This is a genomic window from Desulfobacterales bacterium, assembly GCA_028704555.1.
Lineage (GTDB): Bacteria > Desulfobacterota > Desulfobacteria > Desulfobacterales > JAQWFD01 > JAQWFD01.
Genome location: JAQWFD010000014.1, coordinates 38,937 through 60,715, shown reverse-complemented (window position 1 = coordinate 60,715; position 21,779 = coordinate 38,937). Strand labels below are relative to the sequence as shown.

The following is a 21,779-nucleotide window of genomic DNA, read 5'->3' as shown; positions in this document are numbered from 1 at the left end:
AGACACCCGTCGTGGGTCGTGAGACCTTAACTCTTTAGCCTTAGCCCTTTGTCACATGTCAACGGTAACCGTATGCTTTTCCCCATCCGTATCAACGCAATTGTTTTCCACATTCTTCAAAGCCGATACCATTTCACTTCCGAATGCTTCCAGCTGCCACTGCCTCAACTCGTTTAATTCAGCCAGTTGCCGGACATTGGCCGGATTCCGGATAGCAATTGATCCCATTTGAGCCTTGGTGCATACCAGCGCAGGATCAATATCGAGTTGCTCCGCCTTCATATCCCGGTAATTTTTCAATGCACCGATTCGACATGGCACCTCGGGCTCCGGCATCTGGGCTCTTTTACGTGGATACAGCGGCAGCTTATTCGATGGGATCTTTGAAGACTGAACGACTTCGTTGACAAGCGCATTTCCATACATGCCAATCTGTGCCCGGCTCAAGACATTGAGATGTTGCAGCTGATCCAGATCTGTCGGCTTATATATGGCAATTTTCAACAGACAATCATTGGACATGATTTTAAAAAGCGGTTTGTCTTTTTTCCCGGCAACGCTATCCCGATATTGAAGAAGGGCTTCAAGCACCGCAAGCGAACGACGGTCCAGTTTCCCGGCGCCTTTGAACCTGACAAACAGGGGCTGATCTTCCACGCTTGCCGACCTTACCCGGGATAGCAGCTCACATTCCTCATTCACCCAGCCCAGACGCTGTTTTTGAATCAATTCTTTTTCCAGCGTCCCTGCAAGGGAGACCAGATAGATAGCATCCTTGGCCGCGTACTCAACCATTTCTTCCGGCAAAGGACGAATGGACCAGTCTTTTTTTTGAAATCGTTTATCGAGGGGGATATTAAATCTCTGTTTAATCACCGCCTCCAGCCCGGTTTCCCTGACCCCCAGAAACCTGCAGGCCAGCTGTGTATCAAACAGGTTGTTGATTTCAATCTGAAAATCCCTGTATAATGACCGGATATCGTAATCAGCCCCATGGAAAATTTTTTTAATATCGCGTCTTTCAAACACGGGTTGCAATGAAGACAGATCCTGTATCCGGAGCGGATCGATGATCACGCTGTCATTGGCTGTCGCCATTTGAATCAGACAAACTTTTTCTTTATAATGGAACATGGAATCGGCTTCCAGGTCCACGGCCACAACCGGTGCTTTTTCAAAGGCCGCCGCAATCGCTTTCAGTTCCGATACCGTAGTTATAAATGTATATTTGGCCTTGGGATACATATTCATTTTCATTTTTTTTCTTGACCCGACATATAATTTCACCTAAAAATAAATGTTTTGGATTATTAAGAATAATTCATTTACCCATTTAAGGTTAAGGGGCACGGAAAGAATAAAATCCACAAGGATTGCACAGAATATTCGGAACCTCACATACCCGCTTACCTGTTCGTCTTCAAGGCGTATCAAAGTGTGCATACGGGTTGACGCAGAAGACGGACAAAAAGGCAAGCAAGACTGTGAAACTTATTCCTTCCGTGGCCATAGAGTACTTCAACAGTCATTCAAATAAAGTATCTTGGTGAACCGATAATGATTAACATAACACTTCCAGACGGCAACATAAAGAGTTTTCAAACAATTCCCACCGGGGCTGACATCGCCCGAAGCATTTCTGAAGGATTGGCGCGCAATTGCGTTGCCATGGAAATAAACGGAAAAACAGTTGACTTATCTACACCCGTTTCCGAAGATGCCGAAGTCAGGCTGATCACGACAAACGACCCGGAAGCACTTGAAATTCTCCGACACAGCGCAGCACATGTCATGGCCGAAGCCATTCAGCGCCTTTACAAGGATGCAAAACTGACCATCGGACCGGTCGTGGAAAACGGATTTTACTATGACATTGATATGCCTCCGGTTTCGGAAGAAGATTTCCCGAAGATCGAGGCAGAGATTCAGAAGATAATCAAATCCAAAACCCCCTTTATCCGCAGGCAGGTATCCAAATCCGAAGCACTGGAATTCTATGCCGATGAACCCTATAAACTGGAGTTGATCTCCGGGCTGGAAGACGGGACCATTTCCCTTTACCAGCAGGGCGATTTTACGGATTTATGCCGCGGCCCGCATCTGCCGCACTCCGGATTTATCAAAGCCATAAAGCTGATGAAGGTATCCGGAGCCTACTGGCGGGCGGACCAGGCAAACGCTCAGCTCCAGAGAATATACGGCACGGCGTTTTTCAGTAAAAAAGAGCTCAGCAGCTATCTTAATCTCCTGGAAGAAGCGAAGAAAAGGGACCATCGCAGGATTGGCCCGGCCATGGACCTGTTCAGTTTCCACGATGAAGCGCCGGGTATGCCCTTTTTCCATGCCAATGGCATGATCATCTGGAATCTTCTTCTTGAGTTCTGGAGAGCTGAACACAAGATGGCCGGATACGTGGAAACCAAAACACCGATCATGCTCAATCGAAGCCTCTGGGAACGCAGCGGCCACTGGGAAAATTACCGCGAAAACATGTATACCACTGTGGTGGATGAAGTGGACTATGCGATCAAGCCCATGAACTGCCCCGGCGGAATGATCCTCTACGGCATGAAACCCCACTCGTACAAGGACATGCCGATCCGGGCCGGAGAAATCGGCCTGGTCCACCGGCACGAACTCAGCGGGGTGTTATCCGGCCTTTTCAGGGTCCGGGCGTTTCATCAGGATGACGCTCATATTTTCATGACGCCGGATCAAATTGAGGATGAGATTATAGGCGTGTTAAACCTGATGGATCGGTTTTACAGCACGTTTGGTCTCGGATTTCATCTGGAGCTGTCAACACGACCCAAAAAATCCATTGGAACCGATGAGCAGTGGGCCACCGCAACGCAAGGCTTAAAATCCGCTCTGGATGCGTATGGAAGAGAATATAAAATCAACGAAGGGGACGGCGCATTTTACGGACCGAAAATCGACGTCCACATTAAGGATGCCATCGGCCGCACATGGCAATGCGGAACGGTTCAGCTGGACATGTCACTGCCGGAGCGTTTCGATCTGTCCTATATCGGCAAGGACAATGAAAAACACCGCCCGATCATGATTCACCGGGTCATTTACGGCTCCATCGAACGGTTTTTCGGCATTCTGGTCGAACATTTTGCCGGCCGGTTTCCGCTGTGGCTTGCACCGGTTCAGATCACGCTTTTACCGATCAATGATGCGCTGTCGTCCTATGCCCGCGAGTTGAAAAAAGCATTTGAAGCTGAAGGGCTCCGCGTGGAAGTTGACGACAGGACCGAAAGCCTGAACAAAAAAATCCGCGATGCACAGCTGAATAAAACGCCGCTGATCCTGACCGTCGGTGAAAAGGAAAAACAATCCGGCACCCTCTCCGTCCGAACGCTGGACGGTCATGTCAAATACGGTCTGTCACATGAAGACTTTTTCAAACAGGTGCTGTCTCATATCAACGATAAAAAAATTGATTTTAATATTTTCACAAAATAGCTATAATGAAAACCGGAATGCCATTCCGGGATCGATTCCGGGAAAACGGATACCGGTCCCGGAATGTTTAAGCGAATTTCCTGCCGAATGAGATTTAGCTTTCATGCGCCGGACAATACCGGAATCCATCTTCAAACAGGTTTGAACAACCTATCCCATCGGGACGGTCCCATATGCTGGAAAAACTGTACAAAAATTTTATTCTGTTCTGGCTTCCACTGATCCTGTTCTGTATTGTCATTTTTATCATGTCCTCCCATCCCGCTCCGAAACACATCCCGAAAGTAATCCATATCGACAAGGTCCTCCATTTTATGGGCTATGCGGTTTTGGGCATCCTGTTTTTCAGGGCGCTGAGCACCTTACCGGCCATAAGCAGCATCCGGCTGCTCATTACGCTGAGTATTCTTTTTTCCACCTTTTACGGATTAAGCGACGAAATCCACCAGTATTTTATCCCCCACAGAAGCTCGGATGTATTTGATTTGCTGGCGGACGCCCTGGGCAGTTTCAGCGGAATCTATATATTTTATAAAATCAGAGGGTGGAAAATCCTTCCGGAAAACCCGAATTGAAGACTTCTCAAAAGAGCCGGATGCCAAACCGTCAAACCAGTGATCCCTCCGGCCGGGGCCGGGGAAGCAATCCCGCCCTCTCGACAATTTCCGGAATTTTATGCTCCCGGTTGATCGTCATCAGGTGAATCCCGGATATGCCGTCAAGCGCTCTGAGCTGTTCTATCTGCTCACAGGCAATCCGGATGCCCTCCTCTTCCCGGCGGGGGTTGTCCACACCTTTGATCCGGCGGATCACCGCATCCGGGATATCGATCCCGGGAACTTTTCTGACCATATATTCCGCCATTTCCACAGATTTTAACGGAACCAGCCCGGCCATAATGAATGTCTTTTCAGTCAGCCCCATATCCCGGGCCTGGCATATCCATTCTCCGAACCTTGCCATATCAAACACACACTGAGTCTGAATAAAATCGGCGCCGGCCCTGATTTTTTTCGCCAGCCGATGCACACGCCATTGAACCGGTGATGCAAACGGATTGGCTACCGCGCCGATAAACATATCAGGAGGGCTTGAAATGGTATCCCCGCTGAGAAATCTTGCCTCATCCCGCATTTGACGGACCATCTGTATCTGCTGAATGGAATCAATATCAAAAACGGCTCTGGCATAAGGCTGATCCCCGCATACCGGGTGATCGCCCGAAAGGCAGAGAAGGTTACGAAGGCCAAGTCCGCAGCCCCCCAGAATATCACTCTGCATGGCAATACGATTTCGATCCCGGCATACCATCTGCCAGACAGGCTCCACCCCTTCCCTGAGCAGCATAACGGCAGCCGCCAAGCTGGACATCCGGGCCACGGCAGTCTGATTGTCTGTCACGTTGACCGCATCAACGAATGTTTTGAACCACGAGGCTTTTTCCCTCACCACAGTCGGATCCGCTCCCCGGGGAGGGGCAAGCTCTGAGGTAACCGCAAATTGACCGGATTTAAGAACACTTTGCAGATGGCTTCGAAATGTCATACAGGCCCTTTTCACTCAAATACTTCAGTGGATTTAAAAATATTAATCTATGGGGAAAAAGCAGTATCCACAGATTTTCACAGATTAAAAAAAATAGACTACGGGATTTTCAATTTAGTAAAATCAATAATAATCTGTGGAATCTGTCGAAAGAATATAATTCGATCACCGTTTCCGGAATCCCGGTTGAACCACCGATGCCGGCACCTGGTCCATCCAGTCAACCGGCGGAATGATCGGCTCCAGGCAATCCAGTCTCCCCTGGAGGCGCAGCCGATCATAGATGATCTGCCATGCGCAGGGCAGATCCGGATGAACCTCGCATGCCCCGTTCATAACCCCGCCGCAGGGACCGTTGAGCATTTTTTTTGCACACATCGTTATCGGACAGACGCCGGCAGTGAGCCCCAGCATGCACCTGCCGCAACACCGACACCGTTCTTCATACCATCCGTCCTCCCGGGTGATCCCGACAAACCGGGTATCGACTGCCGGGAATACCGGCTTATGGGGATATGCCTCTGCCAGAAGCTGGATACCTGCGCCGCAGCCCATGGACAATATGGCATCGGACGCATCTGCCAGGGTATCGAGCTGGGTAAAAAACGCTCTGTCACACTGCCGCTCCACCGTTACCGATACAGGTTCCATCGGCTGGCCGGCAAGCCGCGATGCCATCTCCAGCTGGGCGCTCAACACCGCCACCTGAGCTTCTCCGCCGGCATGACAGACCGTGCTGCAGGTGCCGCATCCGACAATCAGAACCCTGCCGAAACCATGGATCATGTCCCTGATTTCATCAAACGGTTTTCGTTGAACCACTATCATAATCCCTCCGCTTCACTTTCAATCGCCTGCTACAGGCACTGTTTTCATCGGCTATGACGGCAAGCCCACGGTCTTGAGTTCCGGTCCCAGATGGATTCTCTCATTTTCATCCAGAATACCCATAGAAAGGCATATCAGGGTCCACAAATGAACCACGCGGAACCCCGCCCCGTGGAACCTGCTCAGATCCGATATCTGGGAATGGCAGTTATGACACGGGGCAATGCAGTATTGCGCGCCTGTCGCCAGAATCTGTTCCAGTTTCAGGGTTCCAAACTGTCGCCGGGAATCAGCCTTTCCGGACTGTACTGCCCCGCCGCCGCCGCCGCAGCAGTAATTATTCGACCGGTTCGGTGTCATCTCGACCACATTTTCCGGACCGACAACCGATTTAACCACAAATCGCAAGTCCTCGGCTATTGAATCGCCAAAACTCTTGCGAACCAGATTACACGGATCATGTATGGTAAACTTGATTTTCAGATCGGAATTCCATTCGGCACTGACCGGGAGCCTTCCTTCCCGGATCCATCGGGCATAGTATTCGATGATGCTTTTGACTTCAAACGAATGGGGAATATTGAATCGCTGCAGTCCGGACCGGACGGCATACAGCTCATGGCCTCATTCGGTATTGAGCCAGACCCGGCACCTCAGTTTGCTGACCGCATCTGCCTTGATCCGCACGATCTGCTCCCAGTGCTGATCATCGGCCAGAAACATGCAGTAATTTTCTGCCGCCCACCCCCGGGAACCGTAAGTCCAGTCCGCACCGGCCAGATGAAGGATTTTCCACAGCGGCACCATTTCCTCCGCCTCAAACATCGGCTCTTTTGAATTCTGATTGAGAAAAAAGCAGGCACCCTCCCGGTCGACAGGTGCCTCGAGAGATTCAAAGCCCTTTTGGGCACCGCGCACCTCTTCGAGAACATCGTTAACCACAAACTGCCAGTCCTCATCCGATAGGCCCATGGCGCTGCACCCCGGATTGTCAAGCGCCACATCGCAGGACCGGCGAATGCCTTCAGGGCGAGATTCCCGCAATCGCCGGCTTCGCAGTTCAAATATCAGTCCGGGGATATCCACGTTCATCGGACAGGCATACTGACACCGCTGACACAGGGTGCACATCCAGATCCAATCCGACTGAATCAGTTTTTGCTCCATGCCGAGCGCCATCATATGCAGCAGTTTTGCCGGATGCATACCATCGAGTCCGGAAGCCGGGCATCCGGAAGAACATGCGTTGCAGGTCATACAATAATTTAAGTCATCTATCCGGATATGATTCATCACAGATCCATGCTCTCGCTATTTTTTCGACACCGTTTCAATGGATTGGGACCGAGCTTTATTATTTTTTCCGTTATCTGCCGGGCCGTATCGGAAAACTCCCGGGCCTGACCGGAGGCCAGCTGAACCATAGCGACCCGTCCGCCCTCCAGACCGACCTCCTCAAGCAGCTCGCGGACATGGGAAACCCGTTCACGCGCCCTGAGATTGCCTTCCTGAAACCGGCATCCCCCGTCCGGGCAGCCAACGACATATACGCCATCCGCGCCTTTCTGAATTGCTCTCAGCATGTCCATCACCTGGACACTTCCAGAGCAGGGCACTTTTATAATGTTCACCTGTGCCGGATACGCCAGCCTCATGGAACCTGCCAGGTCCGCGGCGGTATATCCTCAGTTGTCGCAACAGAATGCGATAATAACCAGTTTCTTATCCATCATCCATTCTCCATCAGCGCGTCAACCTGACTCATCATCAGCGAAGACTCACAGTTATTCAACATAATGGCTTTTGCCGGACATGCACCCACACATATGCCGCATCCCCGGCACAACGCGGGTTCAATTCGTATCTTTTTCTCGACGCCATCGTATCTGGCGGCATGAGAGGGACAGATACGGACACAGTTCAGACAGCGGCAGCACCGCCTTTCATCAACGATTGCGGTTACCGCAGCGCCCCTGATCCAGGATCCGGAAAGCAGTGCGGCCGCTTTGGATGCTGCGGCCTGAGCCTGGCCGATGGATTCGGTCATCAGACAGGGCCCCAGCGCGCTTCCACAGGCAAACACGCCCTCCTGAGACAGTTGTACCGGCTGGAGTCTGGAATCGGCCGCCATCACAAACCCGTCCGGGTACCGGCTCAGCTTCATCAGCCGTTGAAGCGGCTGTATATCCTGTGAAACCGTCGCGGCGCTCAGTACCAGCAGATCGGCCTGAAGGTCGATGGTTTCCTGAATCACGGGATCGTATACCGAAATATCGATCCGGGAGCCGGCCAATTTGACTTCAGGAGAAAAATCAGCTTCATATCGGATAAACCGGATGCCCAGCTGCCTTGCTTCTGTATAATAGTCCTCCATCACCCCGCAGGTCCGGATATCCCTGTAGAGGATATGCACGTGGGCCGCCGGATGCTGCCGTTTTATTATCAGGGCATTTTTTATGGCGTTCTGGCAGCAGATCCGTGAGCACCGGTTATTTTTTTTGTTGCGGGACCCGACGCACTGAATCATGACAACGCGGCCCCAGCTGCCGGCGGTTGCCTGTCCGAGCAGCTGTTCGAGTTCTATCTGAGTAACGATACGCGAATCGGTACCATAGCCAAATTCATCGGGCTGATATTGGCCGGCACCGGTCGCGAGGATCACGGCCCCATATTCACCTGTATGGATTTCATGGTCACGATCTGACTGCATGGTCACGGTAAAATTTCCAACGAATCCGTCCCATCCGGTCAGCTGTGTCTCAGTCATCAGGCGAATATTCCCATGACGGCAAACCCGATCTGTCAGTTCATTCAGCCAGGAACGTACCTGCTTTCCTTCGATGGTTTGATACACCATTGCGGCCATGCCACCGGCTTGCGGCTGTCTTTCGATCAAATCAACGGCAATACCCAGATCCCCCAGGCACAAGGCCGCATTGAGCCCTGCCACGCCCGCACCGACAATCAACGCCCGGGAACAAACCGGTATGATTTTTTCCTGCAGGGGTTTTAGCAATGCCGCCCGGGCCACAGCCATACGGACAAGGGTTTTACTCTTTTCCCATGCCCCCGGCCTGTCATCGGCATGAACCCAGGTGCAATGATTTCGGATATTGGCCCATTCCAGCTGGAAGGGATTCAGCCCGCATTCCACGAGCAACTCCCGAAAAACCGGCTCGTGGGTTTTGGGACTGCACCCGGCAATGACCACCCGGTTGAGCTGATACCGCCGGATGCTCTCTTTCATCTGACGGGCTGCATTCTGGGAACAGGCAAACATATGGCACGCCGCATGCGCCACATGCCGCAACGATCCTGCATAGTCTTTGAGCCGGTTGACATCGATGATACCACCGATGTTCGTTCCGCAGCTGCACACGAACACCCCGATGCGGGCCGGTCCGCAGGAATCCTCCCGGACCGGTAAAACAGATTCGGCTTCCGGTGCTGCCCGGTCAGCCGTTAACAGATCCATCTTTATCATGCAGACCGCCGCGCCTGCCTCCGTGACCGCCTGCGAAATATCCGCCGGGCCTTTGACCGTACCGCACGCGTACACGCCCGGCCGGCTGGTCGCCACAGGCCTGAAACTGTCAGTGGCTGCAAACCCGTGGCTGCTCAACCTTACCCCAGCCTGATGCAGCATCTGCTGACCCGATTCGGAAGCGCCAATCCCTACGGACAGCACCACCATCTGAAAAATTTCCTCAACGATATCTCCTGAGTCATTGACATACCGGCACCTTAAGTCTCTTGTTCCCGGCACCTCGACAAGGGTATGGATGGCCGATCGGACAAAACGGATTTTTCTGTCCTCCCCGGCCTTCAGAAAATAGGCTTCCCCGTCCCTGCCGGTTGTCCGGATATCCCGGTAGAACACCGTGCATTCCGGAGAATTTTTGCCGTTTTTTCTGGCGCTGGCGGCCTGGTTTATGGCGCTCATGCAGCAAACCGTTGAACAATAACTGTTCAATCCCTGCCGGGTGCTTCTGGAACCCACACATTGCAGCCAGGCAATTTTTCCCGGCCGAATACGGTCCCACGGCCTGAGGAGCTGACCACGGGTCGGTCCCTCAGGGCTTAAAATCCGCTCAAATTCAAGACTGGTCAACACGTTCGGGTTTCGCCGGTACAGATAAAATTCATCCAGACCGGCGGGATCAAACAACTCTGCACCGGATGCAACAATGACGGCCCCCACCTCAATTGTTTTTTCCACGGCACGGGCGCTGAGATCTATGGCACCGGCACCGCAGACATTCACGCACTCCTGGCATTCCCCGCAGATCCCGCATTGAAGACACCGGCCCGCTTCCTTCCGGGCGTTGATTTTCAGTGCCGCCATATCCTCCCGTTCGTCAATGCAGCCCCCGGACGCACGGCCCGGATGCCGGTACAGCGGGATTCTGTTCAATACCCGGACTCCGACGGTATCCGGCCGGGCCGGGTCCAGATTTTCCGGAGGATTCCAATTTGAATCCCCGTCGTTCAGATAGCGTTCAATCCGGCCAGCCGCTGACTTTCCCGCGGCAACTGCCTCGACTATGGATCGGTGGTTACCCGAAGCCCCTTCCGTAAACAGCCAGGGCATACCGTTTCGTCCGGGTTCCGGTTCATCGTGAACGCCCGCGGGCAAAACCGCATCCATGCGCTTTTGCCCGGGCTGACGCCCGCCCCCGGTCGCAAGAAACACGGCCTTGAATCCGGCCTGTTTGACTGCATCCAGGGTCATATCCTGCCCCACATCAATGCCCGTTAAAATCGTTACCCCCATTTTTTCAATAACGGCAATTTCCCGCTGAACCACCGCCTGCGGAAAGCTCCCCCCGGCATCGGCGTCCGTCATCATCCCGCCGGCCTTATCACGCCGCTCAAACACGGTCACCGCATACCCTTTCAGTGCCAGAAAATATGCCGCTGAAAGGCCTGTCGCCCCGCTGCCGATGACGGCGAGCCTGTCGTTTTTCTTCTCAGAAACTTCAGGCACATACGGATCCGGCCTATCCGCATCGAAATCGGATAAAAACCGGTGAAACGCCTTGATGGACAGCGGCTGATCAACCTGCCGGCGTGAGCAGTTCTGTTCACAGGGATGATGACATACCCGGCCGCAGATTCCCGGAAACGGATGATCCTGTTTGAACAGTATCAGCGCCTGACGGTACCTGCCTTCGCGAATCAGATCGATCATGCCCTGCAGGTTGACATGGGCCGGACAGGCGGCCTTGCAGGGCGCAGTTCCGCGCCGGGTAATCGACATGACTTCGGGCACGGCCTGTGCGTACCGGCGGGAAATAGCGGTTTGGAGGGAAAGCCCCTCATCAAATTCATTCGGAATCTTCACCGGGCAGACACGGGTACAGTCGCCGCAGCCTGTACATCGGGAAGGATCAACAAAGCCGGGATGCTGAAAGATTCGGGCAGTAAAATCCCCGGGCGCTCCATTCAATTCCATCAGACGGGCATTTGTCATGATCTTGATTCGATGATGCCGGCCGATCCCGGCCAGTCTGGGAGCCAGCGCTCACATGGCGCAGTCATCGGCGGGAAACAACCTGTCCAGTTGCGCCATCCGGCCACCCGCCGCAGAGGATTCTTCGATCAACCAGACATCATATCCGGACGCTGCCAGTTCTTCGGCTGCCAGCAAACCGGCAATCCCGGCGCCAACGATCAACACCGCACCGCAGGACTTAACTTTTAAAGGGCCTGACATAACCATTTCCTTCAACCAATGAATACCTCTTGTTCCACAACAAACAGCCGTGGTAATATATCCTCTTTTTTACAAACCGTGTCAAGGCGGACTCAAGGGCAGAGGTCAGAGGACGCTTGACTCACGACTCTTGACCGCACCCCGAGGCATTATGATTCTGATTTATCCACCGGTGGTCAAACCCTGCGAACCGCCGGCCGGCCTTGCAAGGCTTGCCGGGGCACTGAACGCTCATGGTATTTCTCACCGCATACTTGACGCCAATATCGAGGGTTTGTCTGCCTTGCTTGAAACGGATTTTTCCCCGGCCGACACATGGACCCGGAGAGCGTTCGGCAACCGGTTCAGACATCTGGAAGCGCTGGGCCAATGGCAGATTTACGCCCACAGGGACCGTTACCGGCGTGCGGTCAGTGATATCAATCGCCTCCTTACGGTAAAAGGCCAGTCATTCGGCATCCGGTTAACGCTGACCAATTATGAGGACCCCAACCGATCGGCTGTCCGCAGCACGGATCTGATCCGGGCTTCGGAAATTTTTGAAATCAACCCGTTTTATGACTATTTCAGCAACAGGCTGAGCCGGCTGATAGAAGAGGATACCCCTTCCCGGATCGGTTTTTCCCTGAACTTTCTAAGCCAGGCCGTCACCACATTTGCCATGATCGGCTTTGTGAAGCGCCATTTTCCTCAAATTCAAATCCTTCTGGGAGGCGGTCTGGTGACATCCTGGATGGCAGGGCCGGCATGGAATAATCCGTTTACAGGCCTGATCGATCATATAATTTCCGGCCCGGGCGAAACGCCCCTGCTGGCATTGCTGGGAAAAACAGGCGACCGGCCATTTTACGCCCCGGACTATTCAGCGTTTATTGAAAAGCCCTATCTGGCTCCGGCCATGATCCTCCCCTATAACACATCTACCGGATGCTACTGGAACCAGTGTTCGTTCTGCCCGGAAAAAGCCGAAAAAAATCTCTACCGACCGGTTCCGCCCGCTCAGGCTGTCAGTGAACTGTCCCTGCTGACCCATTGCCTGAAGCCGGCGCTGGTCCATCTCACCGACAATGCCATCAGCCCGGCCATGATGAAGGCGCTTTGTGCCGATACCCGCCAGATTCCCTGGTATGGATTTACCCGAATCACCCGGCATCTGGCCGACCCTCAATTCTGTCTGGCGCTAAAAAAATCCGGCTGTGTGATGTTGAAACTCGGGGTGGAATCAGGCAGTCAGAACGTTCTGGACGAAATGAACAAAGGAACCGATATCGGGATGATATCTGAGGTATTGACCCACCTGAAAAACGCCGGCATTGCCACTTTTGTGTATCTTCTATTCGGCACGCCCTCAGAAACCCTGAAAGAGGCCCGGCAGACGCTCGATTTTACCGCCAGGCTCAGTGATTGCGTTACCTTTTTAAACCTGGCCATATTTAATCTGCCGGTTTACGGACCTGACGCCGGTGCATTGAATACACGTGATTTTTATCAGGCAGACCTTGGCCTTTATCAGGAATTCATCCATCCAAAAGGCTGGAGCCGAGATCTGGTGAGACAGTTTCTTGAGAGGGAATTTAAAAAGCATCCGGCGGTGGCATCGATACTTCGAAATGTGCCGCCGCTGTTTACCTCCAACCATGCGCCTTTGTTTGTGATGTCGAAAGCCGCATCCGGTAAAAGGCAGAAAATTTCTGAGTGGTGACTGGCAGCCAGCCGGCAGCCGGCTACTGAGACCGGAAACAAACCTGTCACAAAGCCGTTCAGCTTTCAGCCATCTGCCGGATAATGGCTTTGGCGGGAATCAGACCGGTTGCCGCAGCAGACACGATATTGCCGGCGACTCCCGGCCCGTCACCGGCCACATACAGACCTTTGATGTTCGTTTCCAGATCACCGGTGGTGTTGACCTGTGTCGAAAAAAATTTAATCTCCGGAGCATACAGCAGGGTTTCGTCATTGGCGACTCCGGGCACCACCGCATTCAGTTTGAAAAGTCCTTCGATAATATTGGTCATCATCCTTTCGGGCAACGCCATGGCAATATCCCCGCAGATCACATCCTGCAGCGTCGGGGTGATGTATCCTTTGTGTATTCTGTTCCATGTACTTCGCCTGCCCCGCTTCAAATCGCCAAACCGCTGGAGTATGGGCTTTCCTCCGCCGATGAGCGTCGCCAGGTTGCCGATCGCCATTCCATAGGCGTGGTTGTCCGTCACCGGCTCGGTCAGCGTCACCATTGACAGGAATGCGAAGTTGGTATTTTCGGATTTTCGGTCCATATAGGCATGGCCGTTGACACAGACAAAATCGCTGTAACTTTCCAGCGAAACATATCCCCCGTAATTGGTGCAGAACGTTCGCGTCCGGTCATCATATTTTTCGGTCTGGATAAAGAAAACCGGATCGTAAATGACATCGCAAAGGTCCTGCATGATATCATTATGGACTTCAACGCGAACCCCCACCTCGATGCCTCTCTGCTTCAGGCCGATGCCGCGGGCCGATGCCAATTGGCCGATCCAGTCTGCCCCCACCCGTCCCGGCGCCAGAATCACATGCGGTGAGCGATACGCTCCCCTGCTGGTGATCACGCCGGCAATGCGCCCCTGTTCAACGATAATATCCCGGACCTCCTCAGACGTATGGACCGCAACGTCTGCCGATCGGATATGCGCATACATGCCGTTGATATGATCCGGCAGCCGGTCGGTGCCCAGGTGCTTCTGTTTGATGAGCAGCAGGTCAACGCCGTATCGCTTGGCATTTTTACGGATCGCTCTGGCCTGCGTCATGGAGGTCGGATAGACCGGCCCATCCATTCCGAACCGATTAAATATCGCTTCGGTTTCATCAAGCAACGCTCCGGCCTCAGCCGGTGATTTAAACTGGGTCAAATCCGTCTTGCCCAGTTTGGCGATATAATTGAGTTTGCCGTCCGAAAACAGGCCGGCCCCTCCCACGCCCGACAAAATATGGCACGGGCGGCATCGTATGCATTGATGTTTGTCATTGATCGGGCAATTTCGCCGGTCAGGTTCACGCCCCTGCTCGATCACCAGGACGTTCAGATCCGAATGCTCGCATAAATAAAAAGCGGCAAACAATCCGGCCGGCCCGGCACCGACAATAATCACATCAAAGGGGTCCGTCATGCTGGAATGAACTGGGCACATAGAGTCTACCTGTAACAAGGGTTATATGGTTTGCGGATCCGGCACTTGGAACAAACAGGGTATGAACTTAACGCGCGAACTAAGGTGTCCTTCAGCAACATTTTTCGAAAAGGAAAATATTACCGGTTCAGAACCGATATGTGACAGACAACGCGCCGATATGCGTATACTGCTCATAGGTTCCGTTTGCTGTCAGGCCGGAGCCCCCATCGACCTGATTATCCTTGATTCGGTCATCGTATCGTTCATACATCCAGCTGACCGCCACACCCCAGTTTCCCCGGTACATCTGCCATCCCGCGCTCAACGCCTGCTTTTTTGAAGCCGTAATCTGGGGATCGAACGTATCGTCCGGAATCGGGTCCTCATTGTAAAGGTAGCCCACGGTCAGTGCATCTGTCGGCGTAATATTATACTTCACCCCGAGCATGTAGGCCATCGAATTGTTCCATTTTGTTTCTTTAACACTGACGAGGCCGGTATCAAAATGAAAGACGACATTATCATACCGTGACCACTCCTCCCGGATTGCGCCTGCCTCGATCAGCCATCCGGTCTTCAGCTTACAGGCAAGCCCCACAAACAACTGGGAAGGCAGCTGCATGGTTGCGCTGCCCCCGGTATTCGGAAGCATGGCCCTCAATGCCGTGGGCGTACTGGAAGGCAGAACAAATTCGGCAGTTCCTTCCAGATGCAGATCCATACCGCTGCGATACGCCATGCCCAATGAAGTAGCCTCTGTCAGCTTAAACAAAAGGCCAAGGTTGTACCCCCAGGCAATGTCATCCCCTTCAAATTTTGATTCAGCATCGGAAAATCCCGGGATCAGCAACATATTGTTTTCAAACACGGCATCGGCATAAAGCATATCAATACCGCCCGCTACCGTGAGTCGGTCCGTTACCTTCAGGGCGATATTCGGATTGAACATGAACGTGGCCATTTCAACATCAGTAACGATGTAACGACCCTCCCAGTCATCCGGCCAGCTGGTTCCAAGCCCGAAAGGACTGGTTATCCCGACCCCGGCCGTACACCGGTCATTGAGATGATATACCCCGAACAGGGTGCTCGGAAAATACAGTTGTGATTCGGCACTGACGGTTTCTCCGGACGCAGAACCGGTATACTCCCGTCCCGGGTATATCAGAGAGGTTCCCGCCTCTACCTGATTGCCTTCTATTTCGCCAAGCAGCGCCGGGTTGAAAAAATTGGATGCCGCACCTTCGGAATGGGCCGTGACAGCGTTTGCCATGCCCAGTTCCTTTGCGCCATGGGTATAAATGGCAAATCCGGAAGCCTCCGCGCGGTAATCACCTGAAAAAAAACAGCTGACTGCAGCAAGGGCAATCAGCAGCATGAAACATACCTTTGAAATAATTCGTAAAATCATGAAACGATCGACTCCAGACGTATCCGGCCATAACCTCAGCAGCGGTCATGCCTGAAACAAGAAACCGCATTACTTCGGGTAATTCCCCGACCGATGCGCGGTGCAGGGATCGGGAATAAACGTACAATGTTCTATTTTTGAAATTTTATTTTCTTTGAGTTCAAAAAGAACCAGGGCGATGATATGGTCTTTTCCCCCCTGGGACAATATGACACAGGGTTCCCCGCCTTTGGGATACATATCATAGGGCATGGTCATGCCTAATTCGGCGAACACTTTTTTTTCCGGAGAAAATCGAATCACCTCAACCAGATCCCGGAAATAGGTCATGAGCCCGGTTTTACAATCAATTTCTACAATAACATTTTGTGATACATATTGAACATCTTCAGCGACCAGAGGTTCAAACCGGCTGAAATCAAGATTGTTCCAAGCAGCGGCATACGCTTCGACTGCTTCATCCATCGTTACGCTCTGTTGATCTTTCATGATGTATCCTGCGGTTATACGTTATAAAAAGCCCTGGCCAAATCCGTTTTAAACACGCTGATGCATTGACTCGTATTGCAGACGATTTAACAGGATAGCGAGGCCTTGAAACGCCATCAGGCGTTATATACCATATTTTGCTCATAACTCAAGGCAAACCCATCATATCTTAAGCTGATAATTGACTTTTATCCGTTTACTAATCAGCCGGTTTGTATTATATCGACATTCAAATACGTTAAACCCGTCATGCCGGTTATGGTTTCAATGACCGGCAGATTTATTCCTGACCGCATCGAGCGGATATTCACGCCGCTGCCTTTGCAGTTGAATCAATAAACATACGATCGGAACATACCCCATGAACGATGAACTGACACCGGAAGAACTCCAGCTGGTCGAGTCATTAAAGCCCTATAATTTAAAGGAATTTCAAGCTTCATCGCCGGTGCCGCCGTCATCCTCGCCTCCCCGGTCACCTCAACCGTCTGTTCCGGATACAGGATCTGTCAAGGATCATTCTCTGGAAGAACTCCTCCAGTCAGTTGACTGCCGATTAAACAAAATAAAGGAATCAACGAGCCGGTTAACAACAGAAAATATTCCTCAGCTGCATCATGAGCTGGAGAAAGTTGCGGATGACATAAAGCAGCTGAAAGAGGTTGCAGCGGTGTGTATTCAAAAACAAAACGTACAGAACGCCAGACTGGCGGCAGCCGCCCTCCTGTCTCAAGGATTTTCGTTTGACCGCATTGAAATCGACGGGATGAAGTTCATCATAACCGATCAGCAGAAAATCCGGTTCATATCCCGCTGACCTGACGGAAGGTCATGTGAACGGCACATGGCTTTCGGTTCCGGCTGATGCGTCAACCTCCGGCAATTTTTCTGCCGGCCATAAATCACGATGATTTTTTCAAGTTTAAGGGGTGCGACGATTTGAACCGAAAAAATCCATGGGGCATTTTGAGGATTAAAATATGAGGCTGACTCCGGAGGAATCGGCGTTGCCCTCCACCGGCCAATCGCCTATGCGGGAAACAGACTGCCGATGGAAACCCGCTAATTTGTGTTACAAATGGCCGCTAATATATTCTGCGCCTTCATCCGGTCCACATGATAATAATTTCCGCCCAGTGACAGTGCAATCCGGCGCATGTCATCCGTCCGTTTTGCCAGCCGTTGCGTATCGATGACAATCGAGGGGATGTTATCTTCCTGTATTTTCCCGGCTATCGACAGCAGCTCATCCATCACATTCACACGGCGTTGCAGGGACACATTCGCCTCGCCATCGGAAATAACCACCAGAAGCGGTTTAATTCCCTGATTTTTTGTACGTTCAGTTTTGACCAGACTCCATGCCGTCATCAACCCGTCGGCGAAAGGCGTCGCCCCTCCGATTGGCAGTCGACGCAATCGTTCCTTGGCGAGCAGAATGCTGTTTGTCGGATATAAAAGGACATCTGCCTGTTCATCTCTGAAACTTACGAGCCCAACGCGATCCCGCTTCTGATACGCCCGGGACAACATCGCCAGAACGGCCCCCTTGGCAGCAGCCATTCGGGAAAATGTACCCTCTCCCATGGATTCAGAGGCGTCCACCACAAAAATCACCAGATTGTTTTCGGGCCGAAGACGGACTTTTTTACGAAAATCAGATGGGCTAATCGAAACCGGATTCCCCTCGATATGCCCTGTCTGAGCCCGTCTCAGAACTGATGCGCGAAGCGTCGCATCAACGGCAATATCAAAGTTTTTTTCACCTTTTTTAACAGGAGCCGCATATACATATCGGCCTGAACGGGAGGTGGTATAGGACTTTTGCTGCCGACCCGGCAGACAGCCGCCCGTTCTCAACTCATCGAAATTTATGCCGGCAACACAGACGCTTTCATCGGCTTCAAATATGGATTTTTTTTTTTGGAAAAATAGGAAAAAAACATCGATGCATTGCTGGCCGCCATGGCGCCGGGTACCTCCCGGTCGATGTCATCAAAATCAAAGGCTTCCATCCCCTCACCATCCGCATAACCCGGCAGTGAGGGGGTGTCGTCCAGAATGATGCCGAGGGCCGCATCGAGCTTTTTCATCAATGCCTCCGGAGAGGCCAGAAGCGCATCCTGAATGCGGTGTGGAAGAACAAAACGGGCCGCTTCCGCGATATGGCTCTGAGTGACCTCATCACTTTCCATCAGGGCAGCTAACGCCCGCGCGGATTTGAGAATCGCGATGTCGGACCGGTGACCATGAACGTGCATTTCCATGGAAAGACGTACCGCCAGATTCAGCATGGCATCGCTCATGCGGACCGACGGCAGGGCGGCCCTGGCCTGAATAATCTGATCCGCCATCATTTTTTCCCATACGGACCATTTGCCGAGAAAAGCTTCAGGATCCTGCTCAAACGCAATGCGCTGACGGACTACCTGCTGCCGCTGGCTGATATCATCCAACCCCTTGACCGTTACGCTCAGGCCGAACCGGTCCAGAAACTGAGACCGAAGCTCGCCTTCCTCCGGATTCATCGTCCCGATCAATATAAACCGGGCCGGATGGATGAAGGAAATTCCCTCGCGTTCAACTATATTTACCCCTGAGGATGCTGAATCCAGAAGCATGTCCACCAGATGATCATCCAGAAGATTGACTTCATCCACATACAAAATTCCGCGATTGGCGGCTGCCAGAAGGCCGGGTTCAAAACGCCGTTTTCCGGTCCGCAGCGCATGCTCAACATGAAGGGTCCCGACCAGCCGGTCTTCAGTTGCGCTCAAAGGGAGTTCCACGACCGGCATCGTACGCCGCATTCGGGACAGCGTTTCGCCCTGTTGCAACCGATCAGCGCATTCCTGATCCATCAATTCAGGTTCATCCGGAGAACAGTTGTACGGGCATCCATCCACGACTTCAATTTCCGGAAGAATCCGGCTCAGCGCCCGGACAGCCGTCGATTTTCCTGTCCCTTTGTGGCCGCTGATCAATACCCCTCCGATGGTGGGGTCCACCGCATTTAAGATCAGGGCCGTTTTCATGGACTCCTGACCGATGATCGCCGTAAATGGAAACAGATATCGTTTCATTGAAAAATGACCCTATTTTGTCATGATAAAAGCAAACCGCTTATCAGATCCGTGCTTCGTTTTTGCGTAGGTGTTCAAAATCCATATCAATCCGTCATTCATCGAGGCGGCGTTGCCGATCAGTGCATCCGAACCCGCCTGCATCTGACCGGTCAACCATGCACGAACCGTCCCCTTCTGATTTTCAACGCGGCCGATCAGCTGGCCGGCAGAATCCGGGACATGCACGCTGTACTGGTTCACACTCCCTCGGATTGCGTATGAAATTTTAATGGCCGCGCCTTTCGGCAGTTGAGCAACCTTCTGCTGCACAACCGCCAACCGCTGGGTTGCCTTGTCGGAAAGGTCGTGAATGGTTTGCGGGCTGATACCCAACCCGGCCTCATTGAGTATGCTCAGTGCCTGGCGGTACATCAGCATGGCTTGCTGAAAATCCTGATCCACGCCCTTCCCATACTGATAATAATCGCCCATCATAACAGCTGAAGCCGGAACGCGCCCGGAAGAGGCCGCCTGTTTGAAGAGCTTTGCCGCCGTGCCATACTCACCCAGTGCATCATAATGCAGTCCGACCTGATCCATGGCATAAACATTTCCCTGTGCGGCGCTGATTTCAAACCATTTGTAAGCCATCCCTTCGAAGGCCGGACCGGTCAGCATCCCTTCCCTGGCCAGCAGGCCTAAATTGTACTGCATATCAGCGTATTGGCCAATCTCGGACGACAGGATATCTGCCAGCCGCTTGAAAAACGATAGCGCCATATGTGAATCAGGCGGCGTATGGAGCCTGAGCGCATCGATCATATCGGGAAAATGCCGGCACCAGGTCTGAGGAAACGATTCCATGTACAGCTCACCGAGAATAATCAGGGCATCGATATTCTCGCCGGCCGCAGCCGACTTCAAAAAACCGATCCCTTTTTTACGGCTTGCTTGATCATCCGACTGAATCAGTACGGAAGCCCGCTCGTAGTATTGGCCGGTCGTACATTTCCAGCAATATTGATCGGCCATATATGTATACGCCCAATACCCTCCGCAGGCCAGGGCAGAAATGACGGCCAGTATGACTGCATATATTATTATACGTCGTGTTTTCATCTGTTTTGGTCCTTTGACATCTTGCGGTCGGCTACCCGGTTCAATATCCGCCCCTTCAGCGGGCCTTCCGAACACATATCTTCACAATCCGTCCTCAGGGTTCAAGGGCTCCCGATCCCTGCAGCTTCAGGCTGTGAGCATCCCCGTGGCAGTTGTTGCAGCCTCTGAATTTCTGCAGCATATCCTGACTGTGCGGTCCATTTTTATGGCACGCCTGACAGGTCGGGATAAAACCGTGCTCACCGGAGTGGCAGAATACGCACTTGAGAAACCGATGGTTTTTTTCGCTGCCGGCCATATTCTGCTGCTCTTTGCCATGACATCCGGCACAGAGCGCATCATCTGGCTCCCCGGCATATCGTATCACCAGCGGCATGTGCACTGGATGGCAGGCGGCACACGCACCATTGCTCACATAATCGACGTGCGGCTGGTCATGGCATTCGGTACAATCCGGTACAAAGCCGTGTTCACCGTGATGACATTCACTGCATGACAGGTCGGAATGAGAACTGACATATTTTTTCAGCGCTTCTGCCGGTTCAGAATGGCACAGGCGGCAATCGCCGCCCATCGTATCCGATCTGAGGCTCTTCACAGGTGCATGGGCATTTTCATGGCACCTGAGGCAATCGGTCAGCGCCTCTCCGTGCTCGTTTCCATGACATCCGCCACAGCCGGGAACGACATCTTTCCAAGCTTTCCCCGGCTTATACGTATGATAGATTTCATGGCATTCGGCACATGCCAGCTGATGCGCACCGCCCTTGTCCCTGATATCCGTAAAAACCGAATAATGGCAGCGGGCACATTCGCCAGTGGTCATAGGCGTTATTTCCTGACGATAGACATCAGGCCCCTCTGCCTCGGCAGCGCTGAAGGCCGGAGCAGACCATCCCCAAAGCAACAACATCCACAGCGTAAAAATAGCACATATTTTTTGTTTCATCTCATATTTTCCCATCTGATTAACCGTT

Annotated in this window: 16 protein-coding genes and 2 pseudogenes; 4 read left to right on the top strand and 14 right to left on the bottom strand. The window is 52.4% G+C overall.

What is annotated here, in order from left to right; translation table 11 throughout:
* Positions 1–51: 51 nt before the first annotated feature.
* Positions 52–1,257, bottom strand: a complete 1,206-nt coding sequence (locus PHQ97_07155) for an HRDC domain-containing protein (protein ID MDD4392511.1) — start codon at positions 1,255–1,257, stop codon at positions 52–54.
* Between the two features lie 300 nt (positions 1,258–1,557).
* Here PHQ97_07155 and thrS point away from each other — a divergent pair, with 300 nt between their 5' ends.
* Both thrS and PHQ97_07145 read left to right on the top strand, forming a co-directional pair.
* A complete protein-coding gene (thrS, locus tag PHQ97_07150; GenBank protein ID MDD4392510.1) occupies positions 1,558–3,474 on the top strand; it encodes a threonine--tRNA ligase in 1,917 nt (638 codons plus the stop codon).
* 173 nt (positions 3,475–3,647) lie between these two features.
* Positions 3,648–4,049: a VanZ family protein gene (locus tag PHQ97_07145; GenBank protein MDD4392509.1), complete on the top strand. Its 402-nt coding sequence runs from the start codon at positions 3,648–3,650 to the stop codon at positions 4,047–4,049.
* 31 nt (positions 4,050–4,080) lie between these two features.
* Here the strand turns inward: PHQ97_07145 and PHQ97_07140 are convergent, their stop codons facing one another.
* From PHQ97_07140 to PHQ97_07115, 6 genes and pseudogenes are all read right to left on the bottom strand, one after another.
* A complete protein-coding gene (locus tag PHQ97_07140) occupies positions 4,081–5,019 on the bottom strand; it encodes a methylenetetrahydrofolate reductase (protein ID MDD4392508.1) in 939 nt (312 codons plus the stop codon).
* A gap of 165 nt (positions 5,020–5,184) precedes the next feature.
* Positions 5,185–5,847, bottom strand: coding sequence for a methylenetetrahydrofolate reductase C-terminal domain-containing protein (locus PHQ97_07135; protein ID MDD4392507.1), 663 nt, complete (start codon positions 5,845–5,847; stop codon positions 5,185–5,187).
* Positions 5,848–5,898: 51 nt separating this feature from the next.
* Positions 5,899–7,119 (bottom strand): annotated as a pseudogene (locus PHQ97_07130) ((Fe-S)-binding protein).
* A gap of 20 nt (positions 7,120–7,139) precedes the next feature.
* A pseudogene (locus tag PHQ97_07125) lies at positions 7,140–7,517 on the bottom strand (hydrogenase iron-sulfur subunit).
* A gap of 59 nt (positions 7,518–7,576) precedes the next feature.
* Positions 7,577–11,320: an FAD-dependent oxidoreductase gene (locus PHQ97_07120; GenBank protein ID MDD4392506.1), complete on the bottom strand. Its 3,744-nt coding sequence runs from the start codon at positions 11,318–11,320 to the stop codon at positions 7,577–7,579.
* Positions 11,321–11,371: 51 nt separating this feature from the next.
* Positions 11,372–11,563 (bottom strand): NAD(P)-binding protein, encoded by a 192-nt coding sequence (locus PHQ97_07115; protein MDD4392505.1) that lies wholly within the window; start codon positions 11,561–11,563, stop codon positions 11,372–11,374.
* Between the two features lie 151 nt (positions 11,564–11,714).
* Between PHQ97_07115 and PHQ97_07110 the strand changes: the two genes are divergently transcribed.
* The gene (locus tag PHQ97_07110) at positions 11,715–13,265 is read left to right on the top strand and encodes a B12-binding domain-containing radical SAM protein (protein MDD4392504.1); all 1,551 of its coding nucleotides are present in this window, start codon (positions 11,715–11,717) and stop codon (positions 13,263–13,265) included.
* 58 nt (positions 13,266–13,323) lie between these two features.
* On the opposite strand, the gene PHQ97_07105 is transcribed toward PHQ97_07110, so the two are convergent.
* The 3 genes from PHQ97_07105 to PHQ97_07095 all read right to left on the bottom strand — a co-directional run bounded on the left by PHQ97_07105 (position 13,324) and on the right by PHQ97_07095 (position 16,618).
* Positions 13,324–14,736 carry an NAD(P)/FAD-dependent oxidoreductase gene (locus tag PHQ97_07105; protein ID MDD4392503.1) on the bottom strand — a complete coding sequence of 471 codons (1,413 nt, stop codon included), beginning with the start codon at positions 14,734–14,736 and terminating at the stop codon, positions 13,324–13,326.
* Positions 14,737–14,863: 127 nt separating this feature from the next.
* Complete coding sequence (locus PHQ97_07100; GenBank protein MDD4392502.1) at positions 14,864–16,129, bottom strand: outer membrane protein transport protein; 1,266 nt, start codon at positions 16,127–16,129, stop codon at positions 14,864–14,866.
* 69 nt (positions 16,130–16,198) lie between these two features.
* Complete coding sequence (locus PHQ97_07095; protein ID MDD4392501.1) at positions 16,199–16,618, bottom strand: hypothetical protein; 420 nt, start codon at positions 16,616–16,618, stop codon at positions 16,199–16,201.
* A gap of 361 nt (positions 16,619–16,979) precedes the next feature.
* Between PHQ97_07095 and PHQ97_07090 the strand changes: the two genes are divergently transcribed.
* A complete protein-coding gene (locus PHQ97_07090) occupies positions 16,980–17,435 on the top strand; it encodes a hypothetical protein (protein MDD4392500.1) in 456 nt (151 codons plus the stop codon).
* Positions 17,436–17,680: 245 nt separating this feature from the next.
* Here PHQ97_07090 and PHQ97_07085 read toward each other — a convergent pair whose 3' ends face one another.
* The 4 genes from PHQ97_07085 to PHQ97_07070 all read right to left on the bottom strand — a co-directional run bounded on the left by PHQ97_07085 (position 17,681) and on the right by PHQ97_07070 (position 21,751).
* Positions 17,681–18,478 carry a VWA domain-containing protein gene (locus tag PHQ97_07085; protein ID MDD4392499.1) on the bottom strand — a complete coding sequence of 266 codons (798 nt, stop codon included), beginning with the start codon at positions 18,476–18,478 and terminating at the stop codon, positions 17,681–17,683.
* Between the two features lie 11 nt (positions 18,479–18,489).
* A complete protein-coding gene (locus PHQ97_07080) occupies positions 18,490–19,701 on the bottom strand; it encodes an ATP-binding protein (protein MDD4392498.1) in 1,212 nt (403 codons plus the stop codon).
* A gap of 12 nt (positions 19,702–19,713) precedes the next feature.
* Positions 19,714–20,802, bottom strand: coding sequence for a hypothetical protein (locus tag PHQ97_07075; GenBank protein ID MDD4392497.1), 1,089 nt, complete (start codon positions 20,800–20,802; stop codon positions 19,714–19,716).
* A 94-nt stretch (positions 20,803–20,896) separates the two neighbouring features.
* Positions 20,897–21,751 (bottom strand): hypothetical protein, encoded by an 855-nt coding sequence (locus tag PHQ97_07070; protein MDD4392496.1) that lies wholly within the window; start codon positions 21,749–21,751, stop codon positions 20,897–20,899.
* Between the last annotated feature and the right edge of the window lie 28 nt (positions 21,752–21,779).

What these genes read in the sequence shown, in the direction of transcription:
- PHQ97_07090 (MDD4392500.1), top strand. Translation starts at nt 16,980, where the DNA reads ATGAACGATGAACTGACACCGGAAGAACTCCAGCTGGTCGAGTCATTA.
- PHQ97_07080 (MDD4392498.1), bottom strand. Translation starts at nt 19,701, where the DNA reads ATGAAACGATATCTGTTTCCATTTACGGCGATCATCGGTCAGGAGTCC.
- PHQ97_07095 (MDD4392501.1), bottom strand. Translation starts at nt 16,618, where the DNA reads ATGAAAGATCAACAGAGCGTAACGATGGATGAAGCAGTCGAAGCGTAT.
- thrS (MDD4392510.1), top strand. Translation starts at nt 1,558, where the DNA reads ATGATTAACATAACACTTCCAGACGGCAACATAAAGAGTTTTCAAACA.
- PHQ97_07105 (MDD4392503.1), bottom strand. Translation starts at nt 14,736, where the DNA reads ATGTGCCCAGTTCATTCCAGCATGACGGACCCCTTTGATGTGATTATT.
- PHQ97_07110 (MDD4392504.1), top strand. Translation starts at nt 11,715, where the DNA reads ATGATTCTGATTTATCCACCGGTGGTCAAACCCTGCGAACCGCCGGCC.
- PHQ97_07100 (MDD4392502.1), bottom strand. Translation starts at nt 16,129, where the DNA reads ATGATTTTACGAATTATTTCAAAGGTATGTTTCATGCTGCTGATTGCC.
- PHQ97_07115 (MDD4392505.1), bottom strand. Translation starts at nt 11,563, where the DNA reads ATGTCAGGCCCTTTAAAAGTTAAGTCCTGCGGTGCGGTGTTGATCGTT.
- PHQ97_07140 (MDD4392508.1), bottom strand. Translation starts at nt 5,019, where the DNA reads ATGACATTTCGAAGCCATCTGCAAAGTGTTCTTAAATCCGGTCAATTT.
- PHQ97_07145 (MDD4392509.1), top strand. Translation starts at nt 3,648, where the DNA reads ATGCTGGAAAAACTGTACAAAAATTTTATTCTGTTCTGGCTTCCACTG.
- PHQ97_07075 (MDD4392497.1), bottom strand. Translation starts at nt 20,802, where the DNA reads ATGAAAACACGACGTATAATAATATATGCAGTCATACTGGCCGTCATT.
- PHQ97_07155 (MDD4392511.1), bottom strand. Translation starts at nt 1,257, where the DNA reads ATGAAAATGAATATGTATCCCAAGGCCAAATATACATTTATAACTACG.
- PHQ97_07135 (MDD4392507.1), bottom strand. Translation starts at nt 5,847, where the DNA reads ATGATAGTGGTTCAACGAAAACCGTTTGATGAAATCAGGGACATGATC.
- PHQ97_07070 (MDD4392496.1), bottom strand. Translation starts at nt 21,751, where the DNA reads ATGAAACAAAAAATATGTGCTATTTTTACGCTGTGGATGTTGTTGCTT.
- PHQ97_07120 (MDD4392506.1), bottom strand. Translation starts at nt 11,320, where the DNA reads ATGACAAATGCCCGTCTGATGGAATTGAATGGAGCGCCCGGGGATTTT.